The sequence below is a fragment of the Comamonas sp. 26 genome, assembly GCF_002754475.1.
Lineage (GTDB): Bacteria > Pseudomonadota > Gammaproteobacteria > Burkholderiales > Burkholderiaceae_C > Comamonas.
In genome coordinates, this window is record NZ_PEFL01000001.1 from 1,651,408 (window position 1) to 1,667,077 (window position 15,670).

13 protein-coding genes are annotated in these 15,670 nt (G+C 53.3%); all 13 read left to right on the forward strand.

Features of this window, described 5'->3' with window-relative positions; genetic code table 11:
- Nucleotides 1–6: 6 nt before the first annotated feature.
- A complete protein-coding gene (locus tag CLU84_RS21825; RefSeq protein ID WP_144445421.1) occupies nucleotides 7–1,023 on the forward strand; it encodes a hypothetical protein in 1,017 nt (338 codons plus the stop codon).
- Nucleotides 1,024–1,046: 23 nt separating this feature from the next.
- Nucleotides 1,047–1,892, forward strand: a complete 846-nt coding sequence (kdsA, locus tag CLU84_RS07605; protein ID WP_099736674.1) for a 3-deoxy-8-phosphooctulonate synthase — start codon at nucleotides 1,047–1,049, stop codon at nucleotides 1,890–1,892.
- Nucleotides 1,893–1,982: 90 nt separating this feature from the next.
- Nucleotides 1,983–3,323 carry a 3-deoxy-manno-octulosonate cytidylyltransferase gene (kdsB, locus tag CLU84_RS07610; protein ID WP_233209955.1) on the forward strand — a complete coding sequence of 447 codons (1,341 nt, stop codon included), beginning with the start codon at nucleotides 1,983–1,985 and terminating at the stop codon, nucleotides 3,321–3,323.
- A 19-nt stretch (nucleotides 3,324–3,342) separates the two neighbouring features.
- On the forward strand, nucleotides 3,343–4,335 hold the full coding sequence (locus CLU84_RS07615) for an SIS domain-containing protein (RefSeq protein WP_233209956.1): 993 nt from the start codon (nucleotides 3,343–3,345) through the stop codon (nucleotides 4,333–4,335).
- Between the two features lies 1 nt (nucleotide 4,336).
- Complete coding sequence (locus tag CLU84_RS07620; protein WP_099736676.1) at nucleotides 4,337–6,415, forward strand: capsular polysaccharide biosynthesis protein; 2,079 nt, start codon at nucleotides 4,337–4,339, stop codon at nucleotides 6,413–6,415.
- Between the two features lie 261 nt (nucleotides 6,416–6,676).
- Complete coding sequence (locus tag CLU84_RS07625) at nucleotides 6,677–8,110, forward strand: capsule biosynthesis protein (RefSeq protein ID WP_099736677.1); 1,434 nt, start codon at nucleotides 6,677–6,679, stop codon at nucleotides 8,108–8,110.
- Nucleotides 8,111–8,142: 32 nt separating this feature from the next.
- On the forward strand, nucleotides 8,143–9,450 hold the full coding sequence (locus tag CLU84_RS07630) for a hypothetical protein (RefSeq protein ID WP_233209958.1): 1,308 nt from the start codon (nucleotides 8,143–8,145) through the stop codon (nucleotides 9,448–9,450).
- The gene (locus CLU84_RS07635) at nucleotides 9,447–10,832 is read left to right on the forward strand and encodes a cytochrome P450 (protein ID WP_099736678.1); all 1,386 of its coding nucleotides are present in this window, start codon (nucleotides 9,447–9,449) and stop codon (nucleotides 10,830–10,832) included. The genes CLU84_RS07630 and CLU84_RS07635 overlap by 4 nt, the downstream gene beginning before the upstream one ends.
- Nucleotides 10,829–11,176 (forward strand): hypothetical protein, encoded by a 348-nt coding sequence (locus tag CLU84_RS07640; RefSeq protein WP_099736679.1) that lies wholly within the window; start codon nucleotides 10,829–10,831, stop codon nucleotides 11,174–11,176. Before CLU84_RS07635 ends, CLU84_RS07640 begins: the two co-directional genes overlap by 4 nt.
- 168 nt (nucleotides 11,177–11,344) lie before the next feature.
- Nucleotides 11,345–11,869 carry a hypothetical protein gene (locus tag CLU84_RS07645; protein WP_099736680.1) on the forward strand — a complete coding sequence of 175 codons (525 nt, stop codon included), beginning with the start codon at nucleotides 11,345–11,347 and terminating at the stop codon, nucleotides 11,867–11,869.
- Nucleotides 11,870–12,242: 373 nt separating this feature from the next.
- The gene (locus tag CLU84_RS07650; RefSeq protein ID WP_099736681.1) at nucleotides 12,243–12,935 is read left to right on the forward strand and encodes a substrate-binding domain-containing protein; all 693 of its coding nucleotides are present in this window, start codon (nucleotides 12,243–12,245) and stop codon (nucleotides 12,933–12,935) included.
- A 179-nt stretch (nucleotides 12,936–13,114) separates the two neighbouring features.
- Complete coding sequence (locus CLU84_RS07655; RefSeq protein WP_099736682.1) at nucleotides 13,115–14,512, forward strand: MFS transporter; 1,398 nt, start codon at nucleotides 13,115–13,117, stop codon at nucleotides 14,510–14,512.
- Between the two features lie 54 nt (nucleotides 14,513–14,566).
- Nucleotides 14,567–15,595 (forward strand): amidohydrolase family protein, encoded by a 1,029-nt coding sequence (locus tag CLU84_RS07660; protein WP_099736683.1) that lies wholly within the window; start codon nucleotides 14,567–14,569, stop codon nucleotides 15,593–15,595.
- Nucleotides 15,596–15,670 lie beyond the last annotated feature (75 nt).

Here is a 15,670-nt window from a genome sequence, read left to right on the forward strand (position 1 = left end):
TTTATTATGAAAATAGCTATTCTGATGAGTTCTGATCCGGGATCTCCAAGTGAGATCGCCGGATTTACGGCGCTGTGGCTATATTATTTACCTCGTGCTTTGGAAAAAGCTGGGGTTGATATTGTGAAAGTTTTAATTCCTTCAAATTCAAAGCCAGATGAACTAGTGAATTTTTATAAACAAGTTCCAATTGGTGAGGTTGATGCCATACTTGCAATGGGACTTCGGTATTTTACGACAGTCCCGAAAGAGTGTTATCAGGCCTTGAAGGAACGATATCCGAATTTGCCAATTTGTCAGATTTACGATGGGTCACTGTTGGATTCTTCAGGATGTGATATTAATTTCACTATGAGGAACGATGATCATAGATATCCTATCGGTGGAGAGGCTAATAGGTATAGAAGGCATAAGAGAAATAATTATTATGTTGGTTGGGCAGCAGACCAAGACCTTATAATTAATAATCAGCCTGAAGATCAACTTAATATTTTTGTGGATCATCCGTGCTTTGGAGTTGCGCAGTCTGACAGGACGTTAGAGATATTATTAAATATAAGAGAGCTAGGTAGAAAGATATCAAAAATATCAAAATACCGAAATGTTTGCGTTAGACAGTTGTTGTCAGGTAGGGTTGAAGAGCTCGATCTTTCAAAAAAACTGTCTGTTGAATTGTATGACAGAAAGGGAATTCCTTTTGATGAGCTAGCGAAGGTTTATTCTACTAGTCATATATTTATGGTAACTCACTCTGAGTCGGTGGGGCAATCTATTATTGAGGCTGCCACTGCAGGTTCATTAGTGTTGTCACCTATTGGTTGTGTTAATCAAGATAGACTGGATACTGTTCGATCTATTGTTGTGGATACTAAATTAATCCAATGGGAAGCTATTTTGGAGTTTGTGGATCCATTATCCAATAGAAATTTCGCCGTCTCAAATAACAATTGGAATCTTATTGCATCAAGAATTATTAAAGGTGTTTTGCAATGGGATCAAAATTCTGGAATTAGATATAATTAATATTTTCTGTGGGAAAAAATAATATGACTAAAGTTTCAGTCCGAAAAATTGATATAGGTAATTCTCTAGATTTCACACTGTTTGGTGGAGTTAATGTCCTGGAAGATTTGGACTTTGCACTGAAGTGCGCCGAACACTACGTCAAAGTAACTTCAAAGCTGGGCATTCCCTATGTTTTCAAAGCCAGCTTTGATAAAGCCAATCGATCGTCCATCCATTCCTATCGTGGCCCAGGTCTGGAAGAAGGTCTGAGGATTTTTGAGGCGGTAAAAAAAGAGTTCGGTGTTCCGGTGATTACCGATGTTCACGAGCCCTGGCAGGCGGCTCCCGTCGCTGAAGTGGTGGATGTTTTGCAGTTGCCCGCCTTTCTGGCACGCCAGACCGATCTGGTTGTAGCCCTGGCGAAGACAGGCAAGCCCATCAATATCAAGAAGCCTCAGTTTTTGAGCCCTTCCCAAGTGCTCAATATCGTCGAAAAATTCAAGGAAGCCGGTAACGACCAGTTGATGCTGTGTGACCGTGGCACCTGCTTTGGCTACGACAACCTGGTGGTGGACATGCTGGGCTTTGGCGTGATGAAGAAGGTGACCGGGGATCTGCCCATCATCTTTGACGTGACGCATGCGCTGCAGCAGCGCGACCCGGGTGCTGGTGCCTCGGGTGGCCGCCGTCAGCAGATTGTGGACCTGGCACGTGCGGGCATGGCGACAGGGCTTGCAGGCTTGTTCCTGGAGGCGCACCCGGACCCCGACAAAGCCAAGTGCGACGGCCCCAGCGCATTGCCCCTTGACAAGCTGGAGCCCTTCCTGGCCCAAGTGAAGGCAGTGGATGACTTGGTGAAGTCATTCGAGCCGCTAGTGATTGACTGAAACGCGACGTATCGCGGCGTTCACTGACTTGATAAAAATAGCTGCTATCGCTTGCCTGATAAGCGGTAGTAGCTATTGTTTTTATATTGAATGAATATGCAACATGCTCTGACGGAGCCCACTTCGGATCATTACGCCAGAGGCAGTACTGGCGTTGGTAAAGCAGTGGCGATTGTGATTCCTGCCCGCTATGGTTCGACCCGTTTGCCCGGCAAGCCTCTGGCTGATATTGCAGGCAAACCCATGATTCAGCATGTGTACGAGCGCGCATGCCAGGTTGCAGGTGCGCAGGCCGTGCTGGTTGCGACCGATGATGATCGCGTGGCGCAGGCCGTGCAGGCATTCGGTGGGCGCTGGGTGATGACATCCCAGGATCATCCGTCCGGTACGGACCGCCTTGCCGAGGTGATGGCTCAGGTGCCTGCAGACATCTATGTCAATTTGCAGGGTGACGAGCCGCTGGTGCGGCCCGGGGATGTGCAGCGACTGGTGGATGGCATGCTGGCTGATGCCAGTGTGGCTGTCGGTACGCTCTGCCATTCGATTGATGCGCAGGAAGCATTGAACCCGAATGCTGTGAAGGTGGTTTTGGCCGATAACGGCGATGCGCTGTATTTCAGCCGCTCACCCATTCCCTATCCACGTGATGCGCAAGAGGCCACATATCTCAAGCATGTGGGCGTTTATGCCTATCGCCGTGAAGTGCTGGAGCGCTATTCCAGCTTGCCTCAGCCCATGACAGAGAAGGCCGAAAAGCTTGAGCAGTTGCGTCTTATGGCCGCTGGTCTAAAGATTCGTGCTTTTGCGGTGGAGCCTACCGGGCCTGGCGTCGATACGCCCGAGTGCCTTGAACGCGTGCGCGCGCTGCTGGAAGGGCGTGAGCCGAAGTCGCAGCCGACGCTGGCAGATGTTCGCCTGGTGATTACCGACGTGGATGGGGTGTTGACGGACGGAGGGCTGTTTTATGACGCTACTGGCGAGTGCTTGAAGCGCTTTCATGTGCGTGATGGTCTGGGTATGAAGCTGCTGGAAGAAAGCGGTGTACGCGTGGCTGTGCTTTCCGGCCGGGACTCGGCCACGCTGCGCAAGCGTGTTGCCGATTTGGGTTTGACTCTTTGCATGCTGGGCGTCAAGGACAAGGCGGCCGCTTGTCGTGAATTAATGTCCCAGGCTGGAGTAGAGGCAGCACAAACAGCCTGCATTGGTGATGACAGTATTGATTTGCCTGCATTTTCTGCTTGTGGCCTGAGCTTTGCCGTGCCTGATGCCCCGATCTATGTGCGCCAGGCGGCAAGCAGCGTATTGCAAACCCCGGGTGGGCAAGGAGCCTTTCGTGAGCTGGCGGATGCCATCTTGACAGCACAGGGCAAGCAAAACGTGATCGGGTCTGCCGAAGGCTATGCGGGTGTCATGTCTGCCATGGCGCAATGACGAAAAAGGAGAATAGACAATGGATATGAAGGCAAAAAACGATACGGCAGGCGATGCATTGGCCATTGCCCAAGAGACACTGGACATAGAGATCGAGGCATTACGTCGCATGCGCTCGCGTATCGATGGCCGTTTCAACGAAGCCGTAGAGATGGTGTTGGCCATGCAGGGGCGTGTAGTGGTGGTGGGCATGGGCAAGTCCGGCATCATCGGGCAGAAGATTGCAGCGACGCTCGCGTCCACTGGCACGCCAGCCTTCTTCGTGCACCCGGGTGAGGCGTTTCATGGTGACCTGGGCATGATCAAGCCCATTGATGTGGCTCTGCTAATTTCCAATTCGGGGGAGACGGAAGAGGTATTGCGCATTTTGCCGTTCCTGCAGCATCAGAAGAACAGGATCATTGCACTGACTGGCAAGATGGAGTCCACGCTGGCACGACATTCGCATGCAGTGCTTGATGTGGGAGTAGAGCGTGAAGCTTGCAAAAACAATCTGGCTCCTACCAGCTCCACCACCAATACGCTGGCTATGGGTGATGCCTTGGCCGTAGCCTTGACAGTGAAGCGTGATTTCCAGGCCGAGGATTTTGCGCGTTTTCATCCTGGGGGTAGCCTGGGGCGCCGTTTGTTGACGCGCGTGTGCGACGTTATGCAAAAAGTGCCATTGCCTGTGTGTTCACCCGATGCTTCTTTCCGCGATGTGGTGACTTCTATCACCTATGGGCGTATGGGGCTGACGTTGGTGATGGATGGCGAAGCGCTGCGAGGCATCATCACCGATGGCGACTTGCGTAGGGCGTTCGGTGCTCAGGATGATGTGAATCGCTTGAGTGCGCAGCAGATGATGTCCCCGAATCCTCTGACGATTAATGAAGAGGTTCGTTTTGCGGAAGCCGAGATCTTCATGAGGGAAAAAGAGGTGGGCGCTCTGGTTGTGAAAAATGACGCAAATCAGGTCACAGGCGTGCTTCAGATCTATGGTCTGAAGGGCGAGTCTTCTCCGGCAGTCTGATATGCGGCTTGGGATTCTCTCTAAGGGTATCGGCAGAATCCCTTTCCTTGATCGGCTGGCTGGTGCTGATGTGTTGCGCTTGTCTTGCCGGCTCCGTTCTGATGTGGATGCCGTAGCAGGTTGGGGCATGCGTCCCAGTGCACGCAGAGCCATGGCGTATGCAGGCAAGCATGGGCTGCCTTATGTGGCGTTGGAGGATGGGTTTCTGCGTTCCTTCGGCACAGGTGAGCATTTCCCACCTCTGTCGCTGGTGGTCGATGACGCAGGCATTTATTACGACTGCACCAGACCCAGTGCACTGGAGCGTCTGCTGTGCAGCGATGCCGATGTGCTGACTCCGGATGCTGCGCTGGTTTTTCAAGCCCGAAAGACGCTTCTTTGCGCTGAGCTGAGCAAATACAACCATGCCTCAGAGTTGCCCAAAGGATTGTTGCGTGCTGGTGATGTTCAGCGTGTGCTGGTGGTCGATCAGACGGTTGGAGATATGAGTGTGGCAAAGGGTGGGGCAGATGCCGCTACGTTTGAAGCCATGCTGACAGCTGCGCTGGAAGAAAATCCGCAGGCCACGGTTTATGTCAAGACGCATCCTGAGGTGACTTCGGGCCGCAAGGGGGGCTACCTGACGGGTGTGCAACCCGATGCCCGAATAGTGGTGCTGCGCGATGCGGTCAACCCGATGAGCCTGATAGCTCAGATGGACAAGGTATATGTGGTCAGTTCCACCATGGGCTTTGAGGCTTTGCTAGCTGGCAAACCAGTGACATGTTTTGGGGTACCTTGGTATGCCGGTTGGGGCGTGACGGATGATATGCAGCCACAGCATCCGGCCATGCTGCGCCGGGCTGGGCGCATGCGCTCTGTAGACGAGCTTTTTGCCGCTGGGTATATGCATTACAGCCGATACCTCAATCCTGAAACCAGACAGCGCGGTAATGCCATGGATGTAATTCATTGGCTGGAGCGTCAGAGAGCGATTGCCAAGCGTTTTCCCGGTCGAATGATTGTGGTGGGCTTTCGTCGATGGAAAGCAGCCAATGTCAAGTCCATGCTTTCTTTACATACTGACAAGGTTGCCTTCGTCAAAGATGCCAAAGCTGCAGCTGCATTGAAACCTTTGGATCAAGATTGCCTGGTTTGCTGGGGACGTGTGCCGCCAACGGGCCTGCAGGAGCTGGCGCTTTCAGCTGGCGTGCGCCTGTTGCATATGGAGGATGGCTTTGTCCGCTCTGTAGGTTTGGGCTCAGATTTGATCCCGCCGCAGTCCTTTGTGCTAGATGCCAAGGGCATTTACTTTGATCCCGCTCGACCTTCTGAGCTGGAGGATTTGCTCAATACACAAAATTTCAATGAGCAGGATCTGCAGCGTGCGCAAAACGTCCGTAACTTTATCGTTGAACACGGCATTACCAAGTACAACTTGGAACCAAATCATGCTGTTCGCTGGCCTGTGGATGGGCGCAAAGTCATTTTGGTGCCAGGTCAGGTCGAGGACGATGCTTCCATTCGGTTTGGTTGCGACACGAATGGCGTTTGCACCAATTTGGGCTTGCTGCAAGCTGCGCGCGAAGCTTTTCCTCAGGCGTTCATTGTTTTTAAGCCCCATCCGGATGTGAGCAGTGGCAATCGCAAAGGACGTTTGGATTCTGCGGCTGCCCTGACGTATGCGAACCACATAGAGCAAGGTGCGTCGGTGGTGAGTTGTATCGACGCTTGTGATGTTGTGGTGACGATGACCTCATTGACTGGCTTTGATGCGTTGCTGCGCAACAAGCAGGTCGTTGTGCATGGCCGACCCTTTTATGCAGGTTGGGGCCTGACAACGGATTTATTGCCTGTTCCTCGCCGAAATCGCTTGCTTTCATTGAATGAGCTAGTTGCCGGAGCATTGCTCCACTATCCGCTGTACTGGGACCCCGTGTTGAAAGGGTATACCACCTGTGAGGCGGTGCTGAAGCGCTTGTTGGAGCAGCGTTCTTCGCTTGAGAAGAACGGTGGTTTGATCACTTTGAGGCTTGGATGGTTGAGGCGGCAATTGCGTAAATGCCATGTTTTGCTTCGTTCCTGGACGCTTGCCCGTTGACTCGCTGTGTATCGATATGTTTCTTTCTTGCTGTTGCCTGGCTCTCGCATAAATAGTGGCTCATACGCGCTTAAGATGCGAGGCTGGCTTTTGTGTTTTTATTAATTAGATCAATGACTTGATTTTATTGATTATTTTTGTGTATGGAGTGGCAGGGAGCATCAATAGATCGGGGTCGAATTATTTTTATCCATCGAATGAGTTGGCTTGTGAGCCATTCTGAAAATGTAGAGCTGCTAAGCAGCCATTAAATTTTTCCACATGAATAAAAAAAATGGATTTGCATCCAAGCGTGTACTTTTATTGCAAGGGCCAGTAGGGCCATTTTTCTGGAATCTGGCCAAGGACTTGCGCGCGGTAGGAGCAATCGTTTTCAAGTTCAATTTCAATGCGGGTGACTGGATCTTTTATCCGTCAAGGACACATTCATTTCGTGGAGAACTGTCTCAGTGGCCAGAAATACTAGAGCAGTTTATTGTCAGGCATCAAATTGATGCGGTTATTTTGTTTGGAGATTGCCGACCGGTGCATGCTTGCGTTCGTTCCTTGACAGAGCGATATGGCTGTGCCTTGGGTGTGTTCGAAGAAGGCTATTTAAGGCCTGATCATATTACTTTCGAACCATTGGGCGTCAATGGGCATTCAAATTTTGACGAAAAGCTGGCATTTTGGTTAAGGCAACGTAGCAAACCTCCTATTGATGTACTCAATAATTCTGAACTTCTTCATGTCTCGAAAGAAGTGAAGAAAGTGGGTAGCTCCTATTGGCATGCAGCCATGTGGGGCATGATTTATTTTTTTATTGCCTGGCTGGGACAGTTATTCTGGAATAACGCATTGCATCACAGAAAAATGACGGTGAGGGATTCACCTTGGTGGTGGTTGAGTTATTTGAGAAAATTCTGGTATAGGCGTTCTGAGAAAGGCGTGGAAAGCCTTTTGCACGGTGCAAAGCGGAAAAAATTTTTTCTAGCGCCTTTGCAGGTTTACAACGACGCTCAAATACTGGTGCATTCTGATTATGAATTTGTGACAGATTTCATCAATCATGTGCTTCATTCATTTTCAAGAGCACTGCGTACAGAGAGAATAGATGGCGTCCCGGAAGATGGTGAATCTATTTTTGAAGATATTATTGTCTTCAAGCATCACCCAATGGATAGAGGGCATAGAGATTACTCAAACATCATCAATCTTCTTGCCAAAAGACATGGGTTGCAAGGCCGCGTCTTATACATTCATGATCAGCATTTACCTACTTTGTTGAAAGATGCTAAAGGGGTAGTCCTCGTCAACAGTACAACTGGGTTGTCCGCATTGAGTCATGGAGCACCAGTCCGGGTTTGTGGTAACGCTCTGTATGATATTGACGGGTTGACTTTTCAGGGACGCATGAGAGATTTTTGGTTTTATGCTAACAAGTCAAATCCCGATCCCGCTATGCTTTCTCGGTTTCGCAAGGCTCTGATTGAGTTGACCCAGATTAATGGGAGCTTCTATAGAAAACTTCCAGATGTTTCCTGGAAGTGTGGTGTCGCACTGGATGGTCAAATGGCACAGCGGTTATGGGGTGGAGGGTCTTCAGTGGACCCACTGCAGTGGCCTGAAGATATGGCTCATTTGGACGCAGAAGCGTCTTTGCGTCTAAAGCCGAGCTCAACGCTTCCAAGCAAGAGTCTTGAAGATGTGTTATGAAAATCGATATTTGAACTTTTTTAATAATTTCAATGAATTCAAGTATTGAGAATAAGTTTTCTGCAACCGCAGATGAATTAAATCGATTGGTGGTTTTTATTGGAGGTTTCGATCCCCGCGGAGCGCGGTATTACCATCAGTTGATGCGATCAGAGTCTGAGAAACAGCACGGATTTTTGGAGAAAATATTTTATAAGGTTGGACAAAGAAATAAAATCTCGGAGACTGAAGGTATGGCGGGGAGACATTCTCAATGGCTTATTGAAAGTTCATCATCGCTAAAAAAATCCAGTTCAGATTTTATTTTTTTTGATTGGCATGATGAAGTCCAAAAAAACTGGACTGAAAAACGATGGTCTGTTTTTTTTCAGGCAATTTATACCTATGTTGCCATTTTTAAATCGAAAAAGTGGCTGACTCCTATTCGTCTGCAAGCACGGTATACCTTGTGGACTTTGATGTATCCGCTGGCGTATGCATTGCTGGTGATTGTGCTGGGATTAGGGATTGGGGTGTTCTTTTCCAGCAAGACGGAAAGTGCCTCGGGTGCAGTGTCTGTTTGCCTGTGTTTTTTGGGACTGGCCTTGTGGGGCGGGTTGGCTCTGGACCGCTATATCCATGTGAGCTGGCTTTTGAGAATTTTGAATTTTGCCCATTCATCATCCCTCAAAAAATCTCCTGTGCTTGATGAGCGCATTGATGCAATGGCTCAAGAACTGGCACAAGGCGTGCAGCAGGCGCGGTGGCGGGAGGTGGTGATTGTGGGCTTTAGCGTGGGTAGTGTGCAGGCCGTGAAATTGACTGCGGCACTGCGGACTAAATTGGCGGCAGCCCAATCATCTACCCACTCCAGTGGTCCAGGCTCACAAGGAGAGGTGAATCTGCTGACTCTGGGTAACTGCATTCCGCTTTTTGGTCTTTTTCCCGGAGCAGGTGACTTCCGTCGCAGCTTGCGGGATGTTGCGCAGGATCGGCAGGTCTATTGGGCAGATATTTCCTCGCCCAGCGACAGCGTTTGCTTTGGCATGTGTGATGTGGTGGGGCTTTCACTGCGGGAAGATGGTGTTAAGTTCGCCCGCGAATCCTCTGGGCCTGAATCAGCTGCCTCAGGAGTGGGCAAGAAAGTAGGGCAGTGGGGCTTGAACCCCCAGGCCATGTGCTCGCCACGCTTTCACAAACTATTTTTGCCTGAGACTTACCGGTGGTTGCGCAGAAACAAGATGCGCATGCATTTCCAGTATTTGATGGCCGGTGAAATTGCCGGTGCCTACGATTATTTTGAGCTGCTCACCTGCCCGGGTTCGCTGCGCGATTACATAGAAAAGAAATTAGTGCGATGAGTCGTTTCTGTCCTGCCTATCCCAAACCACATCCTGAGAAGGCATCGAAGTTGCGCATGTTCTGGCATGCGCGGCGTTCCTGGATGGATGCTTTGTTCGAGCGAAGCTACACCATGCAAATGGGTGAGGTGCACTTGCCAGGCGTGGATCTCTACATGCTCAATGACATCAAAGAGGTCAAGCGAGTGATGCAGAGCGAGGCGCAGCAATTTCCCAAGAGCCATTTGTTACATGAGTCGCTTGAGCCCTTGCTGGGTGAGAGCATTTTTACGACCAATGGAGAGCAATGGCAGCGCCAGCGCACGATGATGAACCCCGCGTTTGCCCAGGCGCGGGTGAACGTCGCTTTTCCGCGCATGCTGGGTGCGGCGCAATCCATGCTGGAGCGTCTGGATGCTGTCGACGAGGCGCAGCCCTACGATATTGAGATAGAGATGACCCATGTCACTGCGGACATCATCTTTCGCACGATTTTTTCCACGCCCATGCAGGGCCCTGATGCGCACCGCATTTTTGAGGCGTTTGCCCGCTACCAGGCTCTTGCCCCCAAGCTCATGCTGCCAGCATTGTTTGGTGCTCGCTGGCTGACCATGCCTTGGTATCGCTGGCAGAGCAACAAAGCGTCCAAGGAGATTCGCGGCTTGCTGCAAGCCATGATCAAGCCGCGATATGAGGCACATTTGAAAGGTGAGGCGGAGGAGCAGGAAGATATTCTGGCGGCCTTCATGCAGGCCAAGGATCCGAGCACGGGCGAGCCTTTCAACGAAGAAGAGCTGGTCAACCAGGTCGCCATGCTTTTCCTGGCCGGCCATGAAACCTCCGCCAGTGCGCTGACCTGGGCCAGCTATCTGCTGGCGCAATCTCCGGACATACAGCAGCGTGCCTACGCGCAGGTGGCGGAAGTAGCCGGCGATCGTTTGCCGCAGCAGGCAGATATGAAAAGCTTTTCGCAGGTCTGGAATATTTTTCGGGAAACCTTGCGTCTATTTCCACCTGTGGGATTTTTCGCCCGTGAGAACGAGAAGTCCTGCCCCATCCGAGGCAAGCAGTTGAAGGAGAGAAGCACGGTGGTGGTGGCCCCATGGCTGCTGCAGCGCCACCGCAAATGGTGGAAGAACCCCGATGCGTTTGACCCTGATCGCTTTGATCGTGAAGAAGACAAAGAGGCCATCAAGCATGCCTATATGCCTTTTAGCATGGGGCCGCGCGTTTGCCTTGGGGCCGCGTTTGCCTTGCAAGAGGCAGTGCTGATTCTGAGCTGTCTGCTGCAACGCTATGAGATCCTTCCGGTCGATGGGCATGTACCGCAGCCGGTCGGGCGGCTGACGATTCGCTCCGAAAACGGTGTTCGCATCAAGCTGCGCAGGAGAGCAGCTGCATGAAGGAGCGTCTTGCGGGTTTTTTGCTGATGTGTGCAGTGGTGCCGCTGGCCGTGCTGGGCTACCTGATTTTGTGGTGGGTTGGCTTGTTTGGGCGAGTGGACAGAGGGCGTGCAGGGGTGCGAGCGCTGGATCATTTTGTGAATGCCACTGTTCTCAATGGCTATGCCTGGGAGAGCGTTTCATCGCATGCATGGCGCGAGCGTGACCACAAGCGCTGGGCTCGTCTGGTGATCAAGGTCACAGACTGGTTTCAGCTAGATCATTGCAAGCGCGCCAACAAGCGTGAGCAGCCGGTGGTGGATTTGATCCTCAAGAAGGGCTTGCACAGCCAAACGATTAAATGAGTGGGGCGCGCGTGCATGGGGTCTCGCCTGCATGAATTACGGCTCATTACGCTTGAAACCTCGCGCAGGTCAGCCAAACCGGTGCGTCATGCGTTGACTGTGCAAGCGTTTCCGAGTTGAGGCGCGATGAAGCTTCGCTCTGGCGATCTGTATAACGTTGGGAGACACATGTTCAATCGCACTTCACTCATCCGCGCTCTGGCGGCTGTGGCGCTGGTTTGCGCTGCGGGCGCTGCTCAGGCGCAGGCCTATATCAGCAGCACTATCTCCGGGCAGTTGGCACCCGGTGTTTATGGGCAGGTCAATATTGGCAATGCTGCACCGCCGCCGCTTGTGTATGCGCAGCCCATGTGGGGCAGCCAGGGCGCGGTGATGCCGCAGGCGCAGCCTATGTATATGTGGGTGCCGCCCGATCATTCGCGTAACTGGCGTCGTTATTGTTACCAGTACCAGGCCTGCGGCCGACCTGTGTACTTCCTGCGCAGCGCGCCACCGCGCTGGCGTGCGGAAGCTCCTCATCATCACCATGACAGGGACTGGAATGACCACCGCCGGGATGAACGTCGCTGGCACCGTGAGGAGCGACGAGATGAGCGCCGCTATGGCCGGGATGACCGGCGCGACTGGGACCGGCATGATCACGATGACCGGGGACGTGGTCATGGGCGCGGGCACGGACACCATGATGACTGATTAGGGGTTAACCACTAATTTATCTGTTGCTTATGCACATCTGTTAAGGCTTGATGCTATTAAAAAAATAGCATCAAGCCTTTTTTATTTATGGATTTTTATGTGTTTTTATAGGTATTAATTTCAAGAATAAGCGAGTACTTTGCTATGTTGTTTAGGCATAGCTGCTAGCCTGGTGTCTGGCTGGTGGGGAAGGGAAAGCTTGCCGACAATAGTCCTATTCATTTGACTGGATGGTTGCTGCCGCAGATGCAGGCGATCTCCCTGTGACAGGGGCGCGAGATGCACGCAGCGAGACTGGCCTCGATAGCGCACAAGTCGTGCCGAGCGCTGGCAGGGCAACCATGCAAAGACACCCCAGGAGGCATCAGGCATGAGCGCAGCTCTTAACGGCATTTCGTCCATGGCAACACGCCAGGTTCTGGCAGACCTGTCGGCAGCATGGCAGGCGCAGGGCGGTGAGCCGGTACAGATCGAGTCTGTGGGCGGTGTTGATGCCGCGCAGCGCGTGCAAAGCGGCGATGAAGCTTTTGACGCGGTGTTTCTGGCCTCGGGTGCTATCGACAAGTTGCAGGCGGCTGGCCGTGTGCTGCCCGGTAGCAAGGTGGATCTGGTGCTCTCCAGTACCGCCGTGGCCGTGCCTGCCGCAGCGCAGTTGCCCGATATCAGCACGGAAGACGCTGTGCGCGCAGCCGTGCTGGCTGCGCCCAGCATTGGTTACTCCACCGGCCCTAGCGGCGTTGCGCTGCAAAAACTGTTTGAGCGCTGGGGCATTGCCGATGAAATCAAACCCCGCATTGTTCAGGCCCGCCCCGGTGTGCCTGTGGGCTCGCTGGTCGCTTCGGGGGAAGTGGCGCTGGGCTTTCAGCAACTGAGCGAGCTGATTCATGTGGCAGGCATTCAGATTGTGGGCACTTTGCCTTCAGCGATTGCGATTGACACGGTTTTTTCCGCAGGCGTGGTGACTGGATCGGCCAATGTCGATGCGGTGCAGCGCCTGCTGGCCTTCATGGCTTCGCCCGAAGCGGCAGCGGCCAAGCGCCGCCAAGGCATGGAGCCTGCGTGAATGAAAGAAATGATCAGGGCAGCTTCAGACAAAGACCTGGTGCTGACCTGAATCAGGAAAAGGGCAGCCATAGCCCTTTCGTGACAGACGTACAGGAGCCGCAAGGCTTTGGCGCCAGCCGCGAGACCGGAATGAGACCGGAGATAGAGGCGACAAAGAGAGGCAACTGAGATACCAATATGACTTCGCAAACAACCAAGCAGAACACTGACCCCAAGGTCGTCAACGTACAGACTGTGCTGAACGAGAGTCCGTTTTCGGGCTATCAATGGGTGATTTTCGCCCTGTGCTTTTTGATCGTTTTGCTCGATGGCTTTGATACCGCCGCCATCGGCTTTATTGCTCCCTCGCTGCTCAACGAGTGGAGCCTCGATAAATCCCATCTGGGCCCGGTGCTGAGTGCAGCCTTGTTTGGTCTGGCGTTTGGCGCGCTGTCCGCAGGCCCGCTGGCTGACCGCATCGGTCGCAAGACGGTGCTGATCATTGCTGCGGTAGTGATGGGCGGTGCATCCATTACCTCCGGTCTGGTGCATGACCTGCAGGGGCTGACCATCTGGCGCTTTATCACCGGCCTGGGACTTGGCGCGGCCATGCCCAACGCCATCACGCTGATGAACGAGTACTGCCCTGATAAAAAGCGCTCCTTCATCACCAACTGCATGTTTTGTGGCTTTCCCATTGGCTCGGCTCTGGGTGGCTTTATCGCCGCGTGGATGATTCCGCATTTCGGCTGGCGCAGCCTGCTGATTGTGGGCGGTGTGGTGCCCTTGATTCTGGCCTTCATCATGGTGGTGATGCTGCCTGAGTCGGTGCGCTTCATGGTGCTCAAGAACTACTCGGCCGATCGCGTGCGCAAGATCATGGTGCGCATTGCCGCCAGCACATGCAACGCTACGAGCTTTGTGCTGGACGATAACGCCCAGCGCGCTGCGCAAGTGCAGAAAGGCCCTCAGGGTCTGCGTCTGGTGTTCTCGCAGAAGTATCTGGTGGGTACGCTGTCGCTGTGGGTGACGTACTTCATGGGTCTGGTCATTGTGTATGGCCTGGTCAACTGGATGCCTGTGCTGTTCAAAGAAGCGGGCGTGCCTGCTGGCCAGGCAGCCGTGATTGCTGCGCTGTTCCAGCTCGGCGGTGTGGGCGCGATTTTTGTCGGTTTGCTGATGGACCGCTGGAATGCCAATCTGATCATTGCGGCAGGCTACTTTTTGACGAGCCTGGGTGTAGCCTTTATCGGTCAGGTGCTGGGTGGTGGTGTGGGCATGCTGGTGGCTTCGGTCTTTGTGGCCGGTCTGCTGATGAATGCTGCACAGTCCTCCATGCAGGCATTGGCCGCGGAGTACTACCCCACCGAATGCCGCGCCAGTGGCGTGTCGTGGATGCTGGGTATTGGCCGCTTTGGTGGTATTGCTGGCTCCTTCCTGGTGGCCGAGCTGTCGCGTCGCCATCTGGAGCTGCCGCAGGTCTTCATGGTCGTGGCCATTCCCGGCGTGATTGCTGCTCTGGCTTTGCTGGTCAAGAACCGTTATGCCGGCGGCGCGCCTAGCAAGTCCATGGTGGGTCTGGGCGGCGCCCACTGAGTCCCGTTTCAATCCTTTTGTTTATTGACGCATTATTTTTAACGGAGCTTAAAGATGATCATTGACGTACACGGTCACTACACCACAGCCCCCGCCGCTTTAGGCGCATGGCGTGATCTGCAGATCGCCGGCCTCAAGGACCCAAGCCAGGCCCCTTCGGTGGCTTCCCTGAAGATCAGCGACGACGAAATCCGCGAGACCATCGAAACCAACCAGCTGCGCCTGATGAAGGAACGCGGCTCGGACGTGACCATCTTCAGCCCCCGTGCTTCCTTTATGGCGCACCACATCGGTGACTTCCAGACATCGAGCACTTGGGCTGCTATCTGCAACGAGCTGTGCTTCCGTGTCAGCGAGTTGTTCCCCGAGCATTTCATTCCCGCAGCCATGCTGCCCCAGTCGCCTGGCGTGGACCCCGCGACCTGCATCCCCGAGCTGGTCAAGTGCGTTGAGCAGTACGGCAACGTCGGCATCAACCTGAACCCCGACCCGTCTGGCGGCCACTGGACTTCTCCCCCGCTGTCCGACAAGAGCTGGTACCCCATCTACGAAAAGATGGTGGAGTACGACATCCCCGCGATGATCCACGTGTCGACCAGCTGCAACAGCTGCTTCCACACCACCGGCTCGCACTATCTGAATGCGGACACCACCGCCTTCATGCAGTGCCTGACCAGCGATATCTTCAAGGACTTCCCCGCACTGAAGTTCCTGATCCCCCATGGCGGCGGCGCTGTGCCTTACCACTGGGGCCGTTTCCGCGGTCTGGCGCAAGAGATGAAGAAGCCGCTGCTGGAAGAGCATCTGCTCAACAACATCTACTTCGACACCTGCGTCTACCACCAGCCTGGCATCAACCTGCTGACCGAAGTGATTCCGACCAAGAACATTCTGTTTGCCAGCGAGATGATTGGCGCCGTGCGCGGCATCGACCCGCAGACCGGCCATTACTACGACGACACCAAGCGCTACATCGAAGCCACGCAGAACCTGACGGCTGACGAAAAGCACGCCGTCTACGAAGGCAATGCGCGCCGCGTGTTCTCGCGTCTGGATTCGGCACTGAAGGCCAAGGGTCTGTAATTCTTAAAAAGAGGAGCGGCTAGCGCTTACTCGATAAGCCTTCGAGCGTTAAATTATTTTGGATTTGATGCAACG

Excerpts from the sequence above, each read along its gene's own strand:
- CLU84_RS21825 (WP_144445421.1), top strand. The coding sequence starts at position 7 with ATGAAAATAGCTATTCTGATGAGTTCTGATCCGGGATCTCCAAGTGAG.
- kdsA (WP_099736674.1), top strand. The coding sequence starts at position 1,047 with ATGACTAAAGTTTCAGTCCGAAAAATTGATATAGGTAATTCTCTAGAT.
- kdsB (WP_233209955.1), top strand. The coding sequence starts at position 1,983 with ATGAATATGCAACATGCTCTGACGGAGCCCACTTCGGATCATTACGCC.
- CLU84_RS07615 (WP_233209956.1), top strand. The coding sequence starts at position 3,343 with ATGGATATGAAGGCAAAAAACGATACGGCAGGCGATGCATTGGCCATT.
- CLU84_RS07620 (WP_099736676.1), top strand. The coding sequence starts at position 4,337 with ATGCGGCTTGGGATTCTCTCTAAGGGTATCGGCAGAATCCCTTTCCTT.
- CLU84_RS07625 (WP_099736677.1), top strand. The coding sequence starts at position 6,677 with ATGAATAAAAAAAATGGATTTGCATCCAAGCGTGTACTTTTATTGCAA.
- CLU84_RS07630 (WP_233209958.1), top strand. The coding sequence starts at position 8,143 with ATGAATTCAAGTATTGAGAATAAGTTTTCTGCAACCGCAGATGAATTA.
- CLU84_RS07635 (WP_099736678.1), top strand. The coding sequence starts at position 9,447 with ATGAGTCGTTTCTGTCCTGCCTATCCCAAACCACATCCTGAGAAGGCA.
- CLU84_RS07640 (WP_099736679.1), top strand. The coding sequence starts at position 10,829 with ATGAAGGAGCGTCTTGCGGGTTTTTTGCTGATGTGTGCAGTGGTGCCG.
- CLU84_RS07645 (WP_099736680.1), top strand. The coding sequence starts at position 11,345 with ATGTTCAATCGCACTTCACTCATCCGCGCTCTGGCGGCTGTGGCGCTG.
- CLU84_RS07650 (WP_099736681.1), top strand. The coding sequence starts at position 12,243 with ATGAGCGCAGCTCTTAACGGCATTTCGTCCATGGCAACACGCCAGGTT.
- CLU84_RS07655 (WP_099736682.1), top strand. The coding sequence starts at position 13,115 with ATGACTTCGCAAACAACCAAGCAGAACACTGACCCCAAGGTCGTCAAC.
- CLU84_RS07660 (WP_099736683.1), top strand. The coding sequence starts at position 14,567 with ATGATCATTGACGTACACGGTCACTACACCACAGCCCCCGCCGCTTTA.